Consider the following 21,709-nt stretch of genomic DNA (forward strand, 5'->3'; position numbering starts at 1 on the left):
TCGATTATCCTCCGCATATCGGCGAGGCATTGCTGTCAGCGAGTGGCCCGCGGCTGGGGGAGCCCATGAGCAGGAACGCGACATCGTCCGTCTCGCCGCCATCCGTCAAAACCTCCAGCCTTTTGTCCTTTTCCTCGGCAGTGTGCGTCTGCGCAGCCGCCCTGCTGCTGGCCGGTTGCCAGAAGCAGGAAGCGGCGGCCAGGAAACTGCCGGTCATGGTGCGCGCGGAAACGGTGGCGATGGCCGACTACGCACCGAGGACCTCGCTGACCGGGGTGATCGCGGCGCGCACGCTGAACAATCTGTCGTTTCGGGTCGGCGGCCGCGTCGCCGAGCGGTTTGTCGATGTCGGCCAGCATGTCGACCAGGGCGCGGTGCTGGCCCGCATCGATCCGCAGGAACAGGAATCCGATCTGCGCTCCGCACAAGCCGATCTCGATGCGGCGCAGGCGCAGCTGACCCAGTCCGCCGCCGCCTTCCAGCGGCAGAAGACGCTGCTTGCCCAGGGCTTCACCACCAGGCGCGACTATGACGCCGCCGACCAGGCGATGAAGGTGGCGCAAGGCAGTGTCGATGCCGCGCAGAGCGCATTCGCCAATGCCCAGCAAAACCTGTCCTTCACCGAGCTCAAGGCGGGCGCCCCCGGCGTCATCACCGCCCGCCAGGTCGAAACCGGCCAGGTGGTGCAAGCGGCGCAAACCGTCTTTACCGTCGCCGAGGACGGTGACCGTGACGCCGTGTTCAACGTGCAGGAGACGCTGGTCGCCAGGACGCCGGCCTCGCCGGCGGTGACGATCACGCTGCTGGCCGATCCGCAGGTCCGGGCAACTGGCAAGGTGCGCGAAATCTCGCCGGTGGTGGACCAGGCCTCCGGTTCGATCCGGGTCAGGGTCGGCATTGCCGACACGCCCGCCGGCATGCCGCTGGGGGCGGCCGTGATCGGCTCGGTCGGCGCCAAACCGACGAAGGCGATCCTGTTGCCCTGGCAGGCACTGACGTCCAGTGCCGGCAGACCGGCCGTCTGGATTGTCGACCCAGCGACCAAGGCAGTGTCGACGACGCCGATCGAGGTGCTGGCCTTCGATTCGGGCACGGTCGTCGTCGCCAGCGGTCTGAACGAAGGCCAGAGTGTCGTTACCGCGGGCGGGCAGTTACTCAGTCCCGGCCAGACGGTGGAGATATCGGGGGCGGGCCAATGAACCGGCTGCCACGAATCGTGCTTGGCCTGTTCGCGCTTGGCGCGCTTGGCGCCTGCTCGAAATCCGAAGAAAAGCCGACGGAAATCATCCGGCCCGTGCTTTCGGTGGTGGTCGAGCCGCGCACGACCGAGACCTTCGGCTTCGCCGGCTCGGTCGAGCCGCAGGTCAGCGCCGACCTTGCCTTCCGCCTGCTTGGCCGGGTCGTCTCGCGCGACGTCAAGGTCGGCGACATCGTCACCAAGGGCACCACGATCGCCGCGCTCGACCCGACCGCGCTGGAGCTGGCGGTGCAAGCGGCCAAGGCAGAGCTCTCCAATGCCGAGGCACAGTTCGCCAACGCCGCGGCGAGCGAGGAGCGCCAGCGCCAGCTGCTGGCGTCGGCCAACGCGTCGCAGGCCGTCTTCGATGCCGCGCAGCAGGCGCGCAAGGCCGCGGAAGCCAGCGTCGAGCGGGCCAGGGCCTCGCTGGCCAAATCGCAGGAACAGCTAGGCTATGCCAGGCTGTTCTCCGACTTCGACGGCGTCGTCACCGCGGTCGGCGCCGAGGTCGGGCAAACGGTCTCGGCGGGCCAGACAGTCGTCACCGTGGCGCGCTCCGACCTGCGCGAAGCGGTGGTCGACATTCCCGACCAGCTGATCGGCGATCTCACCGCCGGCACGCCGTTCCAGGTCATCCTGCAATCGCTGCCGACGATCCAGACCGAGGCCAAGCTGCGCGAGATCGCGCCACAGGCGGAGGGCTCGACGCGCACCCGGCGCGTGCGGCTGACGCTCACCGATCCGCCGCAGGCCTTCAGGCTCGGCTCGACGGTAACGGCAACCCGCGTGACCAAGGTGGCGCCGACGATCGAACTGCCCATGTCGGCGCTGCTCGAAAAGAACGGTTCCGACAAAGTGTGGATCGTCGATCCGCAGACGTCGAGCGTGAGTACGCGCGACATCAAGATCGCTTCCAGGAATGGCGGCACCTTCACTGTGGCCGAGGGACTTGAGGCCGGCATGCGCGTGGTCACCGCCGGTGTCCATAGCCTTAGCCAAGGCCAGAAGGTTAGAGTGCCGGAGGGCGGCGTCTGATGAAGGGCTTCAATCTCTCCGACTGGGCGCTCAGCCACCGCTCCATGGTCTGGTATTTCATGCTGGTCTTCGTGGTGGCCGGCATATTCTCCTACCTCAATCTCGGCCGTGAGGAAGACCCCAACTTCACCATCAAGACGATGATCATCCAGGCCAACTGGCCGGGCGCGTCGGTCAAGGAGACGGTGCAGCAGGTGACCGACCGCATCGAGAAGAAGCTCGAGGAGCTCGACAGCCTCGACTTCACCAGATCCGTCACCACCGCCGGCCAGACCGTCATCTTCGTCAACCTGAAGGACACCACCAGGGCGCGCGATGTCGTGCCGAACTGGCTTCAGGTGCGCAACATGGTCAACGATATCAAGGCGCAGTTTCCGCAAGGCGTGCAGGGGCCGTTCTTCAACGACCGCTTCGGCGATGTCTACGGCAACATCTACGCCTTCACATCGGACGGGCTGACACCGCGCCAGTTGCGCGACTATGTCGAGGACGTCCGCACAAGAATCCTGACCGTGCCCAATGCCGGCAAGGTCGATCTCGTGGGCGCGCAGGACGAAGCCATATATCTCGAATTCTCGACGCGCCAGATCGCGGCCCTTGGCCTCAACCAGCAGGCGATTGTCGCCAGCCTGCAGGCGCAGAACGCGATAACGCCGTCCGGCGTCATCCAGTCCGGACCGGAGCGCATCAGCGTGCGCGTCGGCGGCCAGTTCACGTCCGAAGAGAGCCTGCGTGCCATCAATCTGCGCGTCAACGACCGCTTCTTCCGGCTGAGCGACGTGGCGACGATCACACGTGGCTATGTCGATCCGCCGACGGCGCTGTTCCGTTTCAACGGCCAGGACGCCATCGCGCTCGCCATCGGCATGAAGCCCAACGCCAATCTGCTCGAATTCGGCGCGGCGCTGCACAGAGAGATGGACAAGGTGCTGGCCGACCTGCCGGTCGGCGTCGGCGTGCATCTGGTCGCCGACCAGCCGGTGATCGTCGAGGAGGCGGTCTCGGGCTTCACCCGCGCGCTGTTCGAGGCGGTGGCCATCGTGCTTGCTGTCTCGTTCATCAGCCTTGGCATGCGCGCCGGCTTCGTCGTGGCGCTGTCGATTCCGCTGGTGTTGGCCATCACCTTCACGGTCATGGAGTATCTCGGCATTTCGTTGCAGCGCATTTCGCTGGGCGCGCTGATCATCGCGCTCGGGCTTCTGGTCGACGACGCCATGATCGCGGTCGAGATGATGGTGGCGCGGCTGGAGGTTGGCGACAACCTGCGCAAGGCGGCGACCTATGTCTACACCTCGACCGCCTTTCCGATGCTGACCGGCACGCTGGTGACGGTCGCTGGCTTCATCCCGATCGGTCTCAACTCAAGCGCCGCCGGCGAATACACCTTCACCCTGTTCGTCGTCATCGCCGTGTCGTTGCTGGTGTCATGGATCGTGGCGGTGCTGTTCGCGCCGCTGCTGGGCGTAACAATCCTGCCGGCGACGATGAAGACCAAGCATCACGACCAGCCTGGCCGATTCACCTCGCTGTTCCGGCGCGTGCTGGTGTTTTCGGTGCGCCGGCACTGGCTGACCATCATCGTCACGGTGCTGTTGTTCGCGGCCTCGATCGCCGGCTTCGGCCTCGTCCAGCAACAGTTCTTCCCGCCGTCCGACCGGCCGGAGCTGATCGTCGACTGGAACCTGCCACAGAACTCGTCGATCGCCGAGACGCGCGACCAGATGGAGCGGTTCGAGCAGCGGGCGCTGGTCGGCAATCCCGACATCGACCATTTCTCGTCCTATATCGGCCAGGGCGCGGTGCGCTTCGTGCTGGCCTATGACGTGCAGCCGGCCAACCCCTATTTCGGCCAGACCGTGATCGTCACCAAGAGCCTCGAGGCGCGCAACCGGGTCAAGCCGGCGCTGGAGAAGCTGCTGCGCGAGGAGTTTGTCGGCACCGACGCATTCGTCAAACTGCTCGAACTCGGACCGCCTGTCGGCCGTCCGGTGCAGTATCGCGTCGGCGGTCCCGACATCCAGACGGTGCGCGAGTTGGCGCAGCAATTCGCCGGCCTCATCTCGGCCAATCCGAAGCTCGCAGCACCCACCTTCGACTGGAACGAGCCGCAACGCGTGCTGAGGGTCGATGTGCTGCAGGACAAGGCACGCCAGCTCGGCATCACCTCGTCCGACATCGCCAGTGCGCTCAACAGCACGGTCGGCGGCGCCACCATCACCCAGGTGCGCGACGCCACCTATCTGATCAATGTCGTGGCGCGCTCACGCGATGCCGAACGTGGCTCGATCGGGACACTGCAGAACATGCAGCTGCCGACCAGCACCGGCGAAGCCATCCCGCTCGCGGCGGTGGCCAATTTCAGTTACGACCTCGAGCAGCCGACAGTGTGGCGGCGTGACCGCATTCCGACGATCACCGTGCGCGCCGGCATGGTGGGCGACACGCTGCCGGCCACCGTGGTCAACGAGCTGAAGCCGTCGGTGGATGCCTTCATCGCCAAGCTGCCGCCGGGCTATTCGGTGGAAACCGCCGGCTCGGTCGAGGAAAGCGCCAAAAGCCAGGGGCCGATCGCGGCCGTGGTGCCGCTGATGCTGTTCATCATGGCGACCATCCTGATGGTGCAATTGCAGAGCTTCCAGCGTCTGTTCCTGGTCGTGGCGGTGGCGCCGCTCGGGCTGATCGGCGTGGTGGCCGCCCTGGTGCCAAGCGGGGCGCCGCTCGGCTTCGTCGCCATCCTCGGCGTGCTGGCGCTGATCGGCATCCTGATCCGCAACTCGGTCATCCTGATCGTGCAGATCGAGGACCTCGTCCGAGAGGGTAAGGACCGATGGACGGCCGTCATCGAGGCGACCGAACACCGCATGCGGCCGATCGCGCTGACGGCAGCCGCCGCCAGCCTGGCGCTGATCCCGATCGCGCGCGAAGTGTTCTGGGGCCCGATGGCCTACGCGATGATGGGCGGCATCATCGCGGGTACGGCGATCACGCTGCTGTTCCTGCCGGCGCTTTATGTGACGTGGTTCAGGATCAAGGAGCCCAAGCAGGAGCAGGACGATGCGCAAGGCGAAGCACTGCCGGAGGGCGGGGCGGCATAAACGGAAGTGCGTTCATTCGATACAAAATTGACAGCCGGCGGGACAGCGCCCCCCTCTGTCCTGCCGGACATCTCCCCCACAAGGGGGGAGATCGGCTGTCTCGGCGCCGCGACCATTCTACAACACTGGAGATTGGCGAAAGCCGCGATGACTGCCAATCTCCCCACCCGTGGGGGAGATGGCCGGCAGGCCAGAGGAGGGCGCGACAGAACTCGACGTAGAAAACCCAGTTACGCCCGCACAAACCCGTCGCTGGCTCGCAGCAGGTTGCGCGTATAATCCTCGGTCACGCGGTGCGCGACAAGTTGGGCCGCAGTCAGATTCTCGACCGCCTCACCGCTCTGCATCACCATCAGCCGCTCGCACATATGGGTGATGATGGCGAGGTCGTGGCTGACCATCAGGAAGGTCAGCTTGCGCCGCCGGCGGACCTCTTCCAACAGGTTCAGCACTTCCGCCTGCACCGAGGCATCGAGCGCCGAGGTCGGCTCGTCGAGCAGCAGGATGGACGGCTCGAGGATCAGCGCACGCGCGATCGCCACCCGCTGGCGCTGGCCGCCCGACAATTGATGCGCGTAGCGGAAGCGGAAGCCGTTGCCGAGACCGACCTCATCAAGCGCACGCTCGATGCGCTTCTCACCATCGGCAAAGCCGTGGATGGCAAGCGGTTCCTGCAGCAGGCGGTCGACGGTCTGGCGCGGGTGCAGCGAGCCATAGGGATCCTGGAAGACCATCTGCACTTCGCGGTAAAACGCCTTGTCGCGACGCGCGCCGAGCTTCTTGCCATTGACGGTGATGCTGCCCGAAGCGACCGGCGCGAGGCCGGCGATGGCCCTGAGCAGCGTCGATTTGCCGGAGCCGCTCTCGCCGACCAGGCCGAAGGATTCGCCTGACCTGACTTCGAGGCTGACGCCTTTCAGCGCGCGAAACCGGTCGAAGATCACTTCCAGCCCGTCGACGGTGATCGCAGAAGTCATGCCGCCCACTCCGGCTTGCGGTCGAGCACCGGCAGCGGGTGGCGTTCGAAGCCTATCCTGGGCATGCAGTTGAGCAGGCCGCGCGTGTAGGGATGCTGGGCCTGGCCGAGTTCGGAGGCCTTGAGCTGCTCGACCACCTTGCCGGCATACATGACGATGACGCGGTCGCAGAAGGACGAGACCAGGCGCAGATCATGCGAAATGAAGATCAGCCCCATGCCGCGATCGCTGACCAATTTATCGAGGATGCCGAGCACGTCGAGCTGCACAGTGACGTCGAGCGCCGAGGTCGGTTCGTCGGCGATCATCATTTCCGATCCGGCGATCAGCATCATGGCGATCATGGCGCGCTGACCCATGCCGCCGGACACTTCGTGCGGATGCAGGTCGAAAACGCGTTTGGGATCGCGGATCTGCACCGCCTCCAGCATGGCCAGCGCCCGCTCGCGCGCTTCGGCCTTGGAGACCTTTTCGTGCGTGCGCAAGGTCTCGACGATCTGGCGGCCGATGCTCATCACCGGGTCGAGCGAATATTTCGGATCCTGCAGGATCATGGCGATGCGGTTGCCGCGCAGTGCCCGGCGTTGGCGCGCCGAAATGCCGAGCAGATCGATGCCGTCGAAGGCCAGTTTCCTGGCCGATATCCGGGCCTGCGGGGGCGTCAGGCCCATGATGGCGCGGCCGGTCTGCGATTTTCCCGAACCGCTTTCACCGACGATGCCCAGCCGCTCGCGGCCAAGCGCGAAGGAGACGCCGCGCACCGCTTCGATCAACCCAGTGCGGGTTGGGAAGGTAACGCGCAGGTCCTCGACCTCGAGAAGCGCGCTCATTGGTCACCACTCATTGGTCGCCGCTCCGCGGATCGAGCGCATCGCGCAGACCGTCGCCAAGCAGGTTGAAGCCGAGGCTGACGATGAGAATGGCAAAGCCCGGGGCGCCAGCCACCCACCATTGGTCGAGGATGAAGCGGCGGCCGGACGCGATCATGGTGCCCCATTCGGGCAGCGGCGGCTGCGCGCCGAGACCGAGGAAGCCGAGGCCGGCGGCGGTCAGGATGATGCCGGCCATGTCGAGCGTCACGCGGACGATCAGCGAGGAGATGCAGAGTGGCATGATGTGGCGCAGCACGATGCGGAAGGGCGAAGCGCCCATCAATTGCACCGCCTTGATGTAATCGGAATTGCGCACCGTCAGCGTTTCCGCGCGGGCAATTCGAGCGTAAGGCGGCCAGGAGGTGATGGCTATCGCCAGCACCGCGTTTTCAATGCCGGGGCCGAGGGCGGCAACGAAGGCCAGCGCCAGAACCAGCTTCGGAAAGGCGAGGAAGATATCGGTGATGCGCATCAGGATGGCATCGGTCCAGCCACCGGCGTAACCGGCAACGGTGCCGACCAGCAGACCGATGGGGGCGGCGATGATGGCGACCAGGATGACGACATAGAGCGTCCAGCGCGAGCCGTAGAGGATGCGCGAATAGATGTCGCGGCCGAGGTCGTCGGTGCCGAACCAGTGCTCGGCGCTGGGCGCCAGCAGCCGCGAATTCTTCAAGTCGCCGAAAGTCGGCGAATAGGGCGCCAGCACGCCGGCAAGCGCGGCGATGACCAGCAAGGCGATGATGATCAGCAGGCCGACAAAGGCCAGCCGGTTGGCGGAAAAGCGCCGCCACGCGACATAGGCGCGGCCGAGTCTTGCCTGCATGCGCGAGGCCGGCCGCTCGCTGAGCAACCAGTCGCGTCGGCTCTGGATGGTGTCTGTGCTCATCTTACCTTCGTCCTCGGATCGAGCACACGGTAGAGAAGATCGGACAAAAGGTTGATGCCGATGAACACCGAACCGATGACGATGGTGCCGCCGAGCACGGCGTTCATGTCGGCGTTCTGCAGCGAGTTGGTGATGTAGAGGCCGATGCCTGGCCAGGAAAAGACGGTCTCCGTCAGCACCGAACCTTCGAGCAGACCGGCATAGGAGAGCGCGATCACCGTCACCATCGGCACGGCGGCGTTGCGCAGCGCGTGGCCCCAGATGATGCGGGTTTCCGACAGGCCCTTGGCGCGCGCCGCGACGATGTATTCCTGCGCCAGTTCGTTGAGCATGAACGAGCGCGTCATGCGGCTGATATAGGCGAGCGAGAAATAGCCGAGCAGCGAGGCCGGCAGGATGATGTGGCGGAAGGCGTCCCGGAAGACATCCCACTGACCCTGCATCGCCGAATCGAGGAGGTAGAAACCGGTGATCGGCGTGAAGGTGTATTCGTAGACGACGTCGAGCCGGGCCGGAAAAGCCACCCATTGCAGCTTGGCGTAGAACAGCACCAGGCCGAGCAGGCCGAGCCAGAAGATCGGCACGGAATAGCCGATCAGGCCAATCACACGCACGACCTGGTCGATGATGCTGCCGCGCTTCACCGCGGCCAGCACGCCCAACGGTACGCCGAACAGCGCGCCGATCAGTGTCCCCAGCGTCGCCAGTTCCGTCGTTGCCGGAAGCGCGCGGCGGATGTCGGTCATGACCGGATTGGTGGTCAGCACCGAAGTGCCGAAATCACCACTCAGGGCATTTTTCACATAGATGTAGAACTGCTCGATCAGCGGCAGGTCGAGGCCCATCTCGCGGCGCGTGCGCTCGACGACATTGGCCGGCGCCCGGTCCCCGAGCACTGCCAGCACCGGGTCGATCGGGATGACACGGCCAATGAAGAAGGTGACCGCGAGAAGACCAAGATAGGTCGTCACCGCGATGACCAGGAAACGGCCGAGCGATGATGCAAGGGCGACGGCGCGGGCACCACCGCGCCCGCCTCCGTTTTCAACCGCGCTCATGCGGCGCGTCCGCGGGCGCTATTCTTTCGAGACCGGCCCGACGAAATTGGTGTCGAAGCTCGGGCCAAGCGCGAAGCCCTTGAGGTTCTTGCGCACACCGGCGACTTCCAGCTGTTGATGGATGACGACGAACGGGCTGGTGTCGAGGATCTTCTTCTCGAGGTCCTTGTACATGTCGGCGCGCTTGCCCGAATCCTTTTCCAGCAGCGCTGCTTCCGTCTGCTTGGTCAGGTCCGGAATGTCCCAGGCATTGCGCCATGCGAGCGTCTTGGATTTGCCTGCATCCGAATTGTCCGGATTCGAGGCAAAGGTCTGGGCGTTGGAGTTCGGATCGAAATAGTCCTGGCCCCATTGGCCGATATAGATGTCGTGATTGCGGGCGCGATACTTGGTCAGCGTCTGCTTGCCGTCACCCGGGATGATCTCGAGCTTGATGCCGGCCTGGCCGAGCGTCTGCTGGATCGATTCCGCCATGCCGGTCGTCGGCTGACCGGTGCGCACGTCCATGGTGACGCTGAAGCCGTCGGGCAGGCCTGCCTTGGCCAGCAACTCCTTGGCCTTGGCGACGTCAAGCTTGAACGGGTTCTCGTCCAGTTCGCCAAGCACGCCCTTGGGCAGGAAGGTCTGGTGGATCTCGCCGATGCCCTTGAGGATGGTCGAGCTCAGCGCATCATAGTCGACAAGATATTTGAAGGCCTGGCGCACTTCGGGCTTGGCCAGGTTCGGATTCTTCTGGTTCAGGCTGATGTAATAAACCGTGCCCTTCGGCGCGCTGGTCGAGGTGAGGTCGGCGTTCTTGGCGATGGCGTCGAGATCGTTCGGCTCGAGGTTGCGGGCGACGTCGATATCGCCGGCTTCCAGCGCCAGGCGCTGGGCCGAGCTTTCCTTCATGTTGCGATAGATGACGCGGGCAAGCTTGGCCTTCTCGCCGTGATAATTGTCGTTGCGCTCCATGACGACGGCTTCGTTGGCGCGCCATTCACGCAGCTTGTAGGCGCCGGAGCCGGCATATCCGGTCTTCAGCCAGGCATTGCCGAAATCATTGTCCCATTTGTAGTCGGCGCTCGGCGTCACTGCCGCGACATGTTCCTTGACCAGCTTGGCGTCGACCACCGAAGCGACGGTGGCCGAGAGACAGTTCAGCACGAAGCTCGGCGCATAGGCCTTGTCGACGGTGAACTGGAAGGTGGTGTCGTCGACGGCCTTGGCCTTTTCGGTGACGTTGTCGCCGCTGATGCCGAACTGGTCGATGATGAAGGCCGGGCTCTTGTCCAGCTTGACGGCGCGCTCGAACGAATAGGCGACGTCAGCCGCGGTGATCGGATTGCCCGAGGCGAATTTGAGGCCCGGCTTGAGCTTGAACGTGTAGGTTAGGCCATCGTCGGAGACGGTCCAGCTTTCAGCGAGATCGGGCTTGACCTTGGACGTGTCGCTGAGGTCGAGGCGGACCAGCAGGTCGTAGGTGTTGCCGGTGACTTCGGCGGTCGACAGTTCGAACGCCTCGCCCGGATCCATGGAGATGATGTCGTCGATCGCAAAACCTTCGACCAGCGTGTCGGCGGGGGTGACCGCGCCAGCCGGCGCTCCGGCCAGAAGCAGTGCCGACATGGCCGCGCCCGCGAGCAAGATGCGGGATCGTAGAGCAAGCTTTTCCATCATCATGGTGATTGTTCCCTTTTTTGTTGTTAACCTGAGTTCCCGGCTCAGGGTTGAGGTCTTCTTTTCAAGGCCTATGATGGCCCCTTGTCCACTTACCGTCGTGGTTTTTGTCCATTTGGTCAACACCATATCCGGCGGCTCCGTGGCCGGCAACGAGCATTTATACGACGACTCATTGAAGCAGGATGGGTGGTCGCGCGTCGACGCATAGGCCGGCCAATCGAGGCCGCCGATCGAGAATAATCTGCTAATTTCGGCGCTATTTCAGTGCGGCGACCAGGCCCGCATCGGGAAAGCAGGTTGCGGCCTGGCCGTTCTTGGCCTGCCACTTGCCGATCGAGCGGCGGGTCTTGAAGCCGGGCAGGCCATCGGCGCTGCCGACATCATAGCCCTTGGCCTCCAGCGACCGCTGCAGGGCGGCAATATCGGAACGGTGCAGATCGCCGACGGGGCCCCAGCTGCCGGAAAAGTTCTGATCGCCATGCGCGATGCGGTCGGCACCATGGCCGATGAACAGCGCGTAGAGGTCGCTGGTGTTGTATTCCTTCAGCACGTAGAAATTGGGCGTGGCGATGAAAGCCGGTCCGCTGCGGCCGGCCGGCATCAGCAGGAAGCCCTCCGCCTTAAGCTCGCTCGCCGGAAACGGCTTGCCGCCGACACGCTTGATGCCCATACCAGCCCACTCAGATATCTTCTTGCCCTGATCGGGACCTTCCAGCGAGCAGGAGACGCTCTCGGGCACGGTCACCTCGAACCCCCAGCCCCGTCCCCTCACCCAGCCATAATGGACAAGATAGTTGGCGATCGAGGCGAGCACGTCGGGCGTCGAGTTCCAGATGTCGACGCGGCCGTCGCCATCGAAATCCACGGCATGCTTGAGAAAGGAGGTCGGCATGAATTGCGGCTGGCCGAGCGCACCGGCCCAGGACGATTTCATCGCGCCGACCGGGGCCATCCCACGCTCGACGATTTCCAGTGCGGCCAGCAATTCGGTGCGGAAGAAATCCTTCTTGGTCGACATGAACGCCTTGGTGCCCAGCACCTCGAAGGCGTCGTAGGGCATCTTCGCGGCGCCGAAACCGGTCTCGCGGCCCCAGATCGCCAGAACGATCTCGCCGGGCACGCCGTAGCGTTTTTCGATCGCGGCAAGGGTCTTGGCGTTGGAAGCCTCGCGCGTGCGTCCGCCTGATGTCACGGCGCGAACCGTCTTTTCGGCGAAATAGGCGCCGGGCGAGCCGAACTCGGCCTGATGCTGCTTCTGCGGCGTCTTCGGCTTCTCGCCGGGCATGACAAGGTCGGGCAACTTCAGATTGGGGTTTATGCCGTCGAAGGCGGCATCGAAGGTCTTCTTGGAAATGCCTTTGGCCTTGGCTTCGGGCCAGAGATCGTTCTGCAACCACGCGCGGAACTGGTCGTCGATCTTGGCGGCCGAGACCGGGGTGACGAGGAAGACACCGAGGAGCATAGCGACAAGGGCGAAGGTGATCGTACGAAGGAATGCAGTCATTTCAGCAAACATCCCCGCCAATTGCGTCAAAACGCCGTCCGCGAGCGCAGCGCAGCGGCGAGCGTGCCCTCGTCGAGATAGTCGAGTTCACCGCCGACCGGCACGCCATGCGCCAGCCTTGTCACCTTGAGGTCGAAGCCGGACAATTGGTCGGTGAGGTAATGCGCGGTGGTCTGGCCCTCGACCGTTGCGTTGACGGCGAGGATGATTTCCTTGACCTCGCCGCCGGCAACGCGGTCGATCAGCGAGCGGATGTTGAGCTGATCAGGGCCGACGCCGTCGAGCGGCGACAGCGTGCCGCCGAGCACATGGTAGCGTACGTTCATTGCCGCCGCGCGTTCGAGCGCCCAGAGATCCGAGACGTCCTCTACGACGATGAGGGTGGCGGCATCGCGGCGCGGATCGGTGCAGATCATGCAAGGATCCGACGTATCGACATTGCCGCAGGTGGAGCAGATGCGAACCTTGTCGGCAGCCTCGCCCATGGCGGCGGCGAGCGGCGACAAAAGTTGCTCCTTCTTCTTGATCAGATGCAGTGCCGCACGCCTGGCCGAACGGGGACCAAGCCCCGGCACCTTGGCCAGGAGCTGGATCAGACGTTCGATCTCGGGACCGGCGATTCGCTTGGACATCGCTCTGATCTAGGATTTTTCAGAGCGCTTTGGAACATCCCGTGTCAGCGCATGGTCTGCCATGCTGCCACGGGATGCCGGGGCGATGCGAATCAGTTGACCTCGAGCGGTCGACTCTGGCTGGCGATCATCGCACCGATGGCGTCGGTGTTCTCCGGCGTCGATTGGAATCCCATCGCCGCCTCTTGCGGCTCACCTTGAACCGAGGAGATGACCCTCGTGTTCAAGGTTCCGCCGAAACGGGCGGCATCCGGTTCTTCCATCGGCTCCTGCATGGCGACCATCGTCTGCTTCGTGGTCACGCGCGCCGACTTCGCCGTGGCCACCGCGGCCGCTGTCACATAGGTCTCTTGAGCCGGGGCGGTCCTGGTTTTGGGCTGCCGGGCCGGTTCCGCGGCGGCGGTCATATAGACCTGCTGCGCCGGAGCGACGCGGGACGCTTTGGCCGGGCGCGCCGGCTCGGCCGAGGCAACCATCGTCACCGGCGCGGACGGCTTCACGATTTCGGACCCAGCCGAGGCAACCGCCACGGTCGGCTCATCGGGCAGCGGCTGCCAGTTGCGGCCGCGCTTCTCATAGAAGGCATTGCCGCCGGCGACCATGGTGTAATGCATGTTCTTGTAGGGGAAGCGCAGGCCCGCCGTGTGGAAATACATGGTGTTCTTGAGCTTGGCCTTGCGCTCGCCCTTGAGCACGGCGTTGGCCGCTTCCTCGACATCGGGCATGGCGCGCGAATTCATCGGCCTCGTCATGACGCCCGGCGCGAACTGCCCAGGTTCACCCACCACGTCACAGATGGTGCTGCCGTGGTTGCCGGAACGCAAGCGGTTCATCACCACGGTGCCGACGGCGATCATGCCGTCGCGGCTCGAGCGGTTGGATTCGAAGAACATCGCCCTTTCCAGGCACTCCCTGTCCTTTGGCGAGTGGCCTGAGGCGCGCGAGGTCAGGAAACTCGGCGTGATGGCATCGGTGAGGCCGGCGACGGACATGCCGTGCGAGGTTGTCTGGCTGCACGCAGCCAAAAACAGGGGAGACGTAATGACGCCGAGCAACAGCGGCGTCTTCCATCGCGTGACGATCAACAGGTTACCCTCTCACTTCGATGCCCGCCCCCAGGCTGCGGCAAGAATGAGACACTTTCGGGCAAAATGATGGCCAAAACGTTATTAACAACGTACTGTTGCCGAAAAGGCACAATTTCGAGGCTTTCCAGATAGATCGAGCCATCATTTCACAAAAGCGATGACCGCTATCCCTTCGTTTCGCCGTAATTGTCGAGGGAAAACCGCGGCACGCTTTTCCGGCGAATCGCTACCGCCCCGCCGCAATCGCGGCCGGCCGACCAGGCTCAAGCTCCTCGACTTTCTCCGAAAACAGGCCGCGCCTGAGGAACAACGCCCGCGCGTCCCTGGCCGTCGGCGCGATCTTTCCCGGCCAGTCGCTATCGATGAATTCGGCCTTGGTGAAATCGGGATTCGTTTCGGAAGCGGCTTCGAGGAATTCGGCGATTTCCAGCACGACCGCGCGCTCCTCCTTCGAAAGCGCCGAGGTGCCGGCCTCGATCGACGGGCGATGCACGAAATCCTCGAACAAGTGGAAATAGCCCTTGATGCCGACGATATCGACGCCGTCATCGCAATCCGCGAGGATTTCCAGGATCTCATAGATCCTGTTGCGGATACGCTGCTCGATCAGTCTTTCGGACGGCTCTTCGGTCATGGGCGCATCGCCGCTGGGCTCAACTTTCGTGCATGCCGTTGCCCCAAAACCGCTGCACGGTTTTGGGCATCATGCATCAGAATGGCAGTTTCATTCCCGGCGGGATCGGCAGGCCAGCGGTCAGCGCCTTGGTCTTTTCCTGCATGATCTGCTCGACCTTGGCCTTGGCGTCATTGTGGGCGGCAAGAATCAGGTCCTCGAGGATCTCGACATCGTCCTCCTTGAATAGAGACGGGTCGATCTTCAGCGACTTCATGTCGAACTTTCCGCTCAGCGTGACGCTGACCAGGCCGCCGCCGGCCTGGCCGACGGATTCGACCGTGGCGATCTCGTCCTGCATGGCCTGAAACTTGGCCTGCATTTCCTTCGCCTTGCCCATCAGGCCGAGAAGATCTTTCATGGTCCGATCCTTGTCTTGGTTTATCAGGTCTCGTCGTCATCCGCCGGCGGCTCGACCGGCACTTCCGCCTCGGTCTCGTCTGCCTCCGGCGCATCGGGAATGCGCACGTCGATGATCTTGGCGCCGGGGAAACGCGCCAGTATGGCGGCCACGGCCGGATCGCTCTTGGCATCGAGGAAGGCGTTTTCGCGCTTCGTCGATTCCATTTCAGCCAGAGTCTGGCCGCCCTCTTCCTTGGATAGCGAGACAAGCCAGTTGCGGCCGGTCCAGGCGCGCAGTTTCGTTGTCAGATCGTTGAGCAGCAGCTTGGGCGCATCTTCGGTCAGGCTGACGTCGATGCGGCCGGGTTCGATGCGCACGGGACGAATGCAGCGCTTGACCAGCACCTTGAAGGCGATGTCGCGTTGTGCGTCGGCGAGGGCAACGATGTCGGCCAGCGATTTCAGGGGTACCGGCGGCGTCTCCGGCGCCGGCTGGGGAGGGGTAACGAAAGCCACCGGCGCGGGTGTGGCCTCGACCAGCCGCATGGTCTGCGCGCCACCCTGTCCGGATGGCATGCGCGTTTGCGCAACCGCGCTGGCACCACCGCCATTGCCAGGGCCAGCGGGCGCCCCGTTTGGACGCGATGCGCCATTTTGAACCGGTCCCGCGCCCTCGAGCGATCTCAGCGCCTCGTCGAGCGTCGGCAGGTCGGCGGCATGCGCCAGCCGGATCAACACCATTTCGGCGGCGCTCACCGGCCGGTTCGAGGATTGCACCTCGGGAATGCCCTTGAGCAGCATCTGCCAGGTTCGCGACAGCACCTTGACGGACAGCGTCCTGGCAAAATCGGCCCCGCGCTGGCGCTCGTCCTGCGACAGCGAAGCATCATCCATGGCGGTCGGTACGAAACGCAGCCGGGTGACAAGGTGGTTGAATTCGGCAAGATCGGTCAGTACGGCGGCCGGATCGGCGCCGGTGTCGTATTGAGCGCGGAATTCGGCGAGCGCCGCCGCCACATCACCCTTCATCACATGTTCAAACAGGTCGACGATGCGGGCGCGGTCGGCCAGGCCCAGCATGCCCCGGACGGCCTCGGCGCTGACGGAGCCGGCGCCATGGGCGATCGCCTGGTCGAGGATGGAGAGCGAATCGCGAGCCGAGCCTTCCGCGGCGCGCGCGATCATCGCCAGCGCGTCGTCGTCGACCGAAATGCCTTCCTTGGCGGCGATCGAAGAGAGATGCGCGACCAGCGATCCGGCATCGATGCGCCTCAGGTCAAAACGCTGGCAGCGCGACAGGACGGTGATCGGAACCTTGCGGATTTCGGTGGTGGCGAAGATGAATTTAACGTGCGGCGGCGGCTCTTCCAGCGTTTTCAGCAGGCCGTTGAAGGCCTGCGTCGACAGCATGTGCACTTCGTCGATGATGTAGACCTTGTAACGGGCCGAGACCGGCGCATAGCGCACACGCTCGATGATGTCCCTGATGTCGTCGATGCCGGTATGCGAGGCGGCGTCCATCTCGATGACGTCGACATGGCGGCCTTCCATGATCGCCTGGCAATGCTCGCCGAGGACGGCAAGGTCGACCGAAGGCTGGTCCACGGTTGATGTCTTGTAGTTCAGTGCCCGCGCCAGGATGCGCGCCGTGGTGGTCTTGCCGACGCCGCGCACGCCGGTCAGCATCCAGGCCTGGGCAATGCGGCCGGTGGCAAAGGCGTTGGTGAGGGTGCGCACCATCGGCTCCTGGCCGACCAGCTCGGAAAAGTTCGACGGACGGTATTTGCGCGCCAGCACGCGATAGGCAGCGGCCTTTCCATTCTCCGGGCCTTTTGGCTCCAGGCTTTTTGGCCCCGAATTTCCGGCTTCGCTCATTCGCCCGTTAAGCTCCAAAAGGCCGCGCCCAAAGGCGCCGATTCCTGCGCATAGTCTCGCCCGCGCTGCAATGCGTCGTCAATGTCGCGAGGAGGGCCGATGAGGTGGGAGGCTGGAACAATGACCCGTTCCGGGCTCGTTAGGGCTGCTTCCTTCCGGACCTGACCCGGTTGGCGAGTGGATCGTCCACCACCAACCTCCCGCTGTCCATATCGGCAATTGCGCGATGAAATGCAAGTGCACACGCGATTTGGCGCACCAAACCGTCAGAGGAACAATGATTCGCTTGCAGCCCTCTTGCCGCCGCTCTAGCGTCATGGGTTCGAGGAAACCAAGAAAAGCAAGGGAAACGCCGATGCTGCCTGGCCTGAAGGCCGGATTCACGCTGGATGCCCGGCTGGAGGCGGACAGCGAGCAGTTGATGTGGCTTGGGCTGTGCGAATTGCGGGTAATGAACGATCGCCGCTGGCCATGGCTGCTTTTGGTACCGCAGCGGCCGGGCGCGGAGGAAATCCACGACATGACGCCGCTCGACCAGGCCATGCTGACCTTCGAGACCAACATGGTGGCGCAGGCGCTGAAGAAGGTGAGCGGTTGCACCAAGATCAACACCGGCGCGCTCGGCAACATCGTGCGCCAATTGCATATCCATATCATCGCCCGGTCCGAAGGCGATCCCGGCTGGCCGGGCCCGGTGTGGGGGCACGGCCTGCGCGAGCCCTATGAGCGCTCCGACCTGCGTCGGTTTGCCGAAACGATAAGGGCGGCGCTATAAGCTCCCCTGTGTTCATTCCAAAACATGTCCATCCCAAAGAACCAGAGTCCGCATGAGCTTCAGCCTGTTTGACGCGCCGCTGCGCGAGCCGAGCCAGTTTGTCGGCTTTGCCGGCAACACCATCGACCGGCAATCCGAGAACCGCGCCGACGATTCGGTCGACAAGGCGCTGGCCGATCCAACGACGCGGCTGCTGTTGATGAATGGCGGCCGGCTCTATCTGAAATTGGGGAATGGCAGCGGCCTCGATCCCTGGTTCGGCGTCTCCGAGAGCCAGTCTTTCAAACCTTCCTTCGACCAAAGCGTCCTGCTCGGCTTTTCCGACCAAGGACCGGTGCTTGCGGTGGTGGCGGGCGTTGACCCCGAACAGCTGCCCGAGACCGTCAAGGCGATCGACTACAGGTCGGTCTACATGCAAGGGCTGATCGACGAAGCGGCCGCCGGCGCGATGGCGCAAGGGGCCGCTTTGCTCGCCTGGCACGCCAGCCACCGTTTCTGCAGCAAATGCGGCACGCAGTCGGAAATGCGGGCCGGTGGCTACAAGCGCCATTGCCCGAATTGCGGCACCGAGCATTTTCCGCGCACCGACCCAGTGGCGATCATGCTGACGGCAACGCGCGAGAAATGCCTGCTTGGGCGCGGCCGGCACTTCGCGCCGGGCATGTATTCGGCGCTCGCCGGCTTCATCGAGCCGGGCGAGACGATCGAGGCAGCGGTACGCCGCGAGACGCTGGAGGAAGCCGGCATCCGGCTCGGCCGCGTCGTCTACCACGCCAGCCAGCCCTGGCCGTTCCCTTACTCACTGATGATCGGCTGCTTCGGCGAGCCGCTCAATGACGACATCCAGGCCGACCTCAACGAACTGGAGGACTGCCGCTGGTTTGGCCGCGACGAAGTGCGCCTGATGCTGACCAGGGAGCATGCCGATAATCTGGTCACGCCGCCGAAAGGGGCGATCGCGCATCACCTTATCCGCGCCTGGGTCGACAGCGAATAGGCGATATTGAAATTCATTGCAGGAGAGACAAATGATCCGCCACACCGTCGTCTTCACGCTGAAGCACGCGCCGCATTCGCTGGAGGAAAAGCGCTTCCTCGTCGATGCCAAGAAAATCCTCACCGCGATCCGGGGCGTCACGCATTTCGAGCAATTGCGGCAGATCAGCCCCAAGAACGACTATCAGTTCGGCTTCTCGATGGAGTTCGCCGACCAGGCCGCCTACACCAGATACAACGACCATCCCGACCATGTCGCCTTCGTGCGCGACCGCTGGGTGCCGGAGGTCGAGAAATTTCTCGAGATCGACTATGTGCCGCTGGGCTTTGGCTGAGATGATCGGCACCAACGTCTGAGATTGGCGCGGCCCTTCATGACATCGTCATGAACGCCTCCGCCAATCTCGAACGTGCTGTCGCGCATTGAAATGCCGGTCAGTTGACGGCGCAATGGCTGGCTAATCCGCCACCTTCCATTGCTCGCGCGACTGGCTGGCCGGATAGACGCCCAGGATGCGCACCTCGCGGGAGAAGAAGCGAAGCTCGTCCAGCGCCAGCTTGACCAGCGGATCGTCGGGATGGCCCTCGATGTCGGCGTAGAACAGCGTCGCCGTGAAAGCGCCGAGCTGGTAGCTCTCCAGCTTGGTCATGTTGATGCCGTTGGTGGCGAAGCCGCCCATCGCCTTGTAGAGCGCGGCCGGCACGTTACGGACGCGGAAGATGAAGGTCGTCATCATCTTGGTGTCGGCCGTCGGCCGTTCGGCCCATTGCTTGCTCTTGGTCAGGACGACGAAGCGCGTGACGTTGGAATCGGTGTCCTCGACGTTCTCCTCGATGATGTCGAGCCCATAGAGCGTCGCCGCCAGCGCCGGCGACAGGGCGGCCATTGTGCGGTCCTTGACCTCGGAGATCATCTTGGCGGCGCCCGCCGTATCGCCCGCGACGACCGCCTTCCAGCCGTTCTTGCGGATGTATTTGCGGCACTGGCCAAGCGCATGGATGTGGCTGTGAACCGTCTTGATTTCTTCCCGCTTGACGCCGGGCAGCACCATCAGCTGGAAATGGATCGGCAGGAAATACTCGCCGACGATGTGCATCCTCGATTCCGGCAAGAGATGGTGGATGTCGGCGACGCGTCCGGCGATGGTGTTCTCGATCGGGATCATGGCGAGATCGGCCTTGCCGGTCTCGACCGCGTTGAACGCATCCTCGAAAGTCGGGCACGGCAACGGCTCCATCGAGGGATAGACGTTGCGGCAGGCGGTATCGGAATTGGCACCCGGCTCGCCCTGGAAGGATATTCTGTTGGTTTTTTCAGGCATGGCGAAGGAATTTCTCAGTTTGAAAGGATGGTTCGGGCGCGCTCAAGGTCTTCCGGCGTGTCGACGCCTAGCGGCAGCGACCGGACGATCTCGGCATCGATGCGCATGCCGGCTTCCAGCGCCCGCAGCTGCTCCAGCCGCTCGCGGCGTTCCAGCGGCGACGGCTTCAGCGCGACGAAGCGCTCGAGTGCCGCGCGGCGATAGGCGTAGAGGCCGACATGGTGATAGAGCGGCCCCTCGCCCCAAGGTGCCGTGGCGCGGGTGAAATAGAGCGCCCTCAGCCTGGCGGCGGACAGCGGCGAGCCCACGATCTTGACGACATTGGAATTGGTCTTTTCCTCCTCGCGGACGATCTCGACACCGAGTGTGGCGATATCCACCGCCGCGTCCTCGAATGGCCTGAGCGAGGCGGCGATGATGCCGGGATCGATGGTCGGCAGGTCGCCCTGCACATTGACGATCGTTTGGACCTCATGTCCAGGATCGAGCGCGACCAGCGCCTCATGGATGCGGTCGGAGCCGGACTCGTGGTCGATGCGCGTCATCACCGCCTCGAACCCATGCGCGCGCACCGCTTCGGCCACGCTTTGCGTGTCGGTCGCCACCACCACCCGGCCGAGGCCGGCTTCGGCCGCACGGCGGGCGACATGGACGATCATCGGCACGCCGGCGATGTCGGCCAGAGGTTTGCCCGGCAGGCGGGTGGAGGCCATGCGGGCCGGTATCAGGATCAAGGTGGACATCGCTGTGGCAAGGCGTTCGAAAAGAGGAGGGGAAAAGTGGCAAAAGGTCTCACTGGCAGCGCCCTTATAGGTGTTGCAACGCCGGAGCAAAAGACCTAGTTTCCGCCCGATTTGACCGGCTCTGGAGGGCAGGTCTCGATACCGACGGACGGAGTGGACGGTTCGGTCCGCCGGAAAAGGGAGCAAGGGGCGTATGGATTCCAACGAAGTCAATAAACTGCTCGCCGGATTGCTCGGAACCGTTTTCGTCGTTTTCTCGGTCGGGCTGGTGTCGGACGCACTGTTTGCCTCGCCGGCCCCGGAAAAGCCCGGCTTCGCCATCGAGGCGGCTGAGCCCGCCGAAGGCGGCCCGGCCGCGCCGGCTGCCGCGGCCAAGCCGATCGCCGACCTGCTGCAGACCGCCAATGCCGAGGCGGGCGCTGCCGTCTTCAAGAAGTGCCAAGCCTGCCATTCCGGCGAAAAGGGCGGCCCCAACAAGGTCGGCCCCGATCTGTGGGATCTTATCGACCGCCCCGTCGCCGAACATGAAGGCTTCGCCTATTCGGCCGGCATGAAGGAATTCTCCAAGGGCGGCACCGAGAAGTGGACCTACGACAACATCAACCACTTCATCACCTCGCCGAAGAAATTCGTGAAGGGCACCGCCATGGGCTTCGCCGGCCTGCCCAAGGACGAGGACCGCGCCAACGTCATCGCGTATCTGCGCACGCTGTCGGACAATCCCAAGCCGCTGCCGGCACCTGGTGCCGCCGCGGACGCTAGCGCGCCCGCCAAGCCGGCCGAAGCAGCCGCCCCGGCGAAGCCGGCTGAAGGCGCCGCACCGGCCAAGCCGGCCGCTCCAGCTCCAGCGCCAGCACCCGCCCAGTGAACAATTTGTAATCTCCACGATCTTGAAAAAGCCGGGTTCAGCCCGGCTTTTTTATTGGGAAAATCC

At 64.0% G+C, this 21,709-nt stretch carries 21 protein-coding genes and 1 other RNA gene; 8 read left to right on the forward strand and 14 right to left on the reverse strand.

Annotated features, from left to right (window positions below):
- Positions 1-65: 65 nt before the first annotated feature.
- From AC07UC_RS00230 to AC07UC_RS00240, 3 genes are read left to right on the forward strand one after another with little or no spacing between them, the layout of a single operon-like run.
- Entirely contained in the window at positions 66-1,199 is a 1,134-nt protein-coding gene (locus AC07UC_RS00230; protein WP_494903334.1) for an efflux RND transporter periplasmic adaptor subunit, read from the forward strand.
- Complete coding sequence (locus AC07UC_RS00235; protein ID WP_202324689.1) at positions 1,196-2,272, forward strand: efflux RND transporter periplasmic adaptor subunit; 1,077 nt, start codon at positions 1,196-1,198, stop codon at positions 2,270-2,272. The genes AC07UC_RS00230 and AC07UC_RS00235 overlap by 4 nt, the downstream gene beginning before the upstream one ends.
- Positions 2,272-5,367 carry an efflux RND transporter permease subunit gene (locus AC07UC_RS00240; protein ID WP_494903336.1) on the forward strand — a complete coding sequence of 1,032 codons (3,096 nt, stop codon included), beginning with the start codon at positions 2,272-2,274 and terminating at the stop codon, positions 5,365-5,367. Before AC07UC_RS00235 ends, AC07UC_RS00240 begins: the two co-directional genes overlap by 1 nt.
- Before the next feature lie 230 nt (positions 5,368-5,597).
- On the opposite strand, the gene AC07UC_RS00245 is transcribed toward AC07UC_RS00240, so the two are convergent.
- Genes AC07UC_RS00245 through AC07UC_RS00265 form a run of 5 tightly spaced genes read right to left on the reverse strand, consistent with a single transcriptional unit; the run spans position 5,598 to position 10,825 of the window.
- A complete protein-coding gene (locus AC07UC_RS00245) occupies positions 5,598-6,344 on the reverse strand; it encodes an ABC transporter ATP-binding protein (protein ID WP_494903337.1) in 747 nt (248 codons plus the stop codon).
- Positions 6,341-7,174: an ABC transporter ATP-binding protein gene (locus AC07UC_RS00250; RefSeq protein WP_494903338.1), complete on the reverse strand. Its 834-nt coding sequence runs from the start codon at positions 7,172-7,174 to the stop codon at positions 6,341-6,343. The genes AC07UC_RS00245 and AC07UC_RS00250 overlap by 4 nt, the downstream gene beginning before the upstream one ends.
- A gap of 10 nt (positions 7,175-7,184) precedes the next feature.
- Positions 7,185-8,105, reverse strand: a complete 921-nt coding sequence (gene nikC, locus AC07UC_RS00255; protein ID WP_140775531.1) for a nickel transporter permease — start codon at positions 8,103-8,105, stop codon at positions 7,185-7,187.
- Positions 8,102-9,163 (reverse strand): ABC transporter permease, encoded by a 1,062-nt coding sequence (locus AC07UC_RS00260; RefSeq protein ID WP_140775532.1) that lies wholly within the window; start codon positions 9,161-9,163, stop codon positions 8,102-8,104. The genes nikC and AC07UC_RS00260 overlap by 4 nt, the downstream gene beginning before the upstream one ends.
- Positions 9,164-9,181: 18 nt before the next feature.
- Complete coding sequence (locus tag AC07UC_RS00265; protein WP_494903340.1) at positions 9,182-10,825, reverse strand: ABC transporter substrate-binding protein; 1,644 nt, start codon at positions 10,823-10,825, stop codon at positions 9,182-9,184.
- Here AC07UC_RS00265 and AC07UC_RS00270 point away from each other — a divergent pair.
- Positions 10,770-11,033, forward strand: coding sequence for a hypothetical protein (locus tag AC07UC_RS00270; RefSeq protein WP_494909035.1), 264 nt, complete (start codon positions 10,770-10,772; stop codon positions 11,031-11,033). The genes AC07UC_RS00265 and AC07UC_RS00270 overlap by 56 nt on opposite strands.
- A 48-nt stretch (positions 11,034-11,081) precedes the next feature.
- Here the strand turns inward: AC07UC_RS00270 and AC07UC_RS00275 are convergent, their stop codons facing one another.
- The 7 genes from AC07UC_RS00275 to ffs form a co-directional block, all read right to left on the reverse strand.
- A complete protein-coding gene (locus AC07UC_RS00275) occupies positions 11,082-12,287 on the reverse strand; it encodes a lytic murein transglycosylase (protein ID WP_494908867.1) in 1,206 nt (401 codons plus the stop codon).
- A gap of 68 nt (positions 12,288-12,355) precedes the next feature.
- Entirely contained in the window at positions 12,356-12,961 is a 606-nt protein-coding gene (gene recR, locus AC07UC_RS00280; RefSeq protein ID WP_140775537.1) for a recombination mediator RecR, read from the reverse strand.
- A gap of 92 nt (positions 12,962-13,053) precedes the next feature.
- Positions 13,054-14,046, reverse strand: a complete 993-nt coding sequence (locus AC07UC_RS00285) for a cell wall hydrolase (protein ID WP_494903341.1) — start codon at positions 14,044-14,046, stop codon at positions 13,054-13,056.
- Positions 14,047-14,275: 229 nt separating this feature from the next.
- On the reverse strand, positions 14,276-14,683 hold the full coding sequence (locus AC07UC_RS00290) for a hypothetical protein (protein WP_494903342.1): 408 nt from the start codon (positions 14,681-14,683) through the stop codon (positions 14,276-14,278).
- Between the two features lie 76 nt (positions 14,684-14,759).
- Positions 14,760-15,083: a YbaB/EbfC family nucleoid-associated protein gene (locus AC07UC_RS00295; RefSeq protein ID WP_140775543.1), complete on the reverse strand. Its 324-nt coding sequence runs from the start codon at positions 15,081-15,083 to the stop codon at positions 14,760-14,762.
- 23 nt (positions 15,084-15,106) lie between these two features.
- Entirely contained in the window at positions 15,107-16,939 is a 1,833-nt protein-coding gene (locus AC07UC_RS00300; RefSeq protein WP_494903343.1) for a DNA polymerase III subunit gamma/tau, read from the reverse strand.
- A 104-nt stretch (positions 16,940-17,043) separates the two neighbouring features.
- An RNA gene (gene ffs, locus AC07UC_RS00305) (signal recognition particle sRNA small type) lies at positions 17,044-17,140 on the reverse strand.
- Between the two features lie 154 nt (positions 17,141-17,294).
- On the opposite strand from ffs, the gene AC07UC_RS00310 reads away from it, so the two are divergent.
- The 3 genes from AC07UC_RS00310 to AC07UC_RS00320 are packed head-to-tail and all read left to right on the forward strand — an operon-like array spanning position 17,295 to position 19,045.
- Complete coding sequence (locus tag AC07UC_RS00310) at positions 17,295-17,714, forward strand: HIT domain-containing protein (protein WP_140775547.1); 420 nt, start codon at positions 17,295-17,297, stop codon at positions 17,712-17,714.
- A 52-nt stretch (positions 17,715-17,766) separates the two neighbouring features.
- Entirely contained in the window at positions 17,767-18,711 is a 945-nt protein-coding gene (nudC, locus tag AC07UC_RS00315) for an NAD(+) diphosphatase (protein ID WP_140775548.1), read from the forward strand.
- Between the two features lie 31 nt (positions 18,712-18,742).
- Positions 18,743-19,045 carry a Dabb family protein gene (locus AC07UC_RS00320; protein ID WP_140775549.1) on the forward strand — a complete coding sequence of 101 codons (303 nt, stop codon included), beginning with the start codon at positions 18,743-18,745 and terminating at the stop codon, positions 19,043-19,045.
- A gap of 123 nt (positions 19,046-19,168) precedes the next feature.
- Here the strand turns inward: AC07UC_RS00320 and AC07UC_RS00325 are convergent, their stop codons facing one another.
- Positions 19,169-20,032 (reverse strand): prephenate dehydratase, encoded by an 864-nt coding sequence (locus AC07UC_RS00325; RefSeq protein WP_056569822.1) that lies wholly within the window; start codon positions 20,030-20,032, stop codon positions 19,169-19,171.
- A 14-nt stretch (positions 20,033-20,046) separates the two neighbouring features.
- A complete protein-coding gene (locus AC07UC_RS00330) occupies positions 20,047-20,775 on the reverse strand; it encodes a 3-deoxy-manno-octulosonate cytidylyltransferase (RefSeq protein WP_140775550.1) in 729 nt (242 codons plus the stop codon).
- 193 nt (positions 20,776-20,968) lie between these two features.
- On the opposite strand from AC07UC_RS00330, the gene AC07UC_RS00335 reads away from it, so the two are divergent.
- The gene (locus AC07UC_RS00335) at positions 20,969-21,643 is read left to right on the forward strand and encodes a c-type cytochrome (RefSeq protein ID WP_494903347.1); all 675 of its coding nucleotides are present in this window, start codon (positions 20,969-20,971) and stop codon (positions 21,641-21,643) included.
- The last annotated feature ends 66 nt before the right edge of the window (positions 21,644-21,709 follow it).

Source organism: Mesorhizobium sp. GW821-FHT04C10 (genome assembly GCF_059420305.1).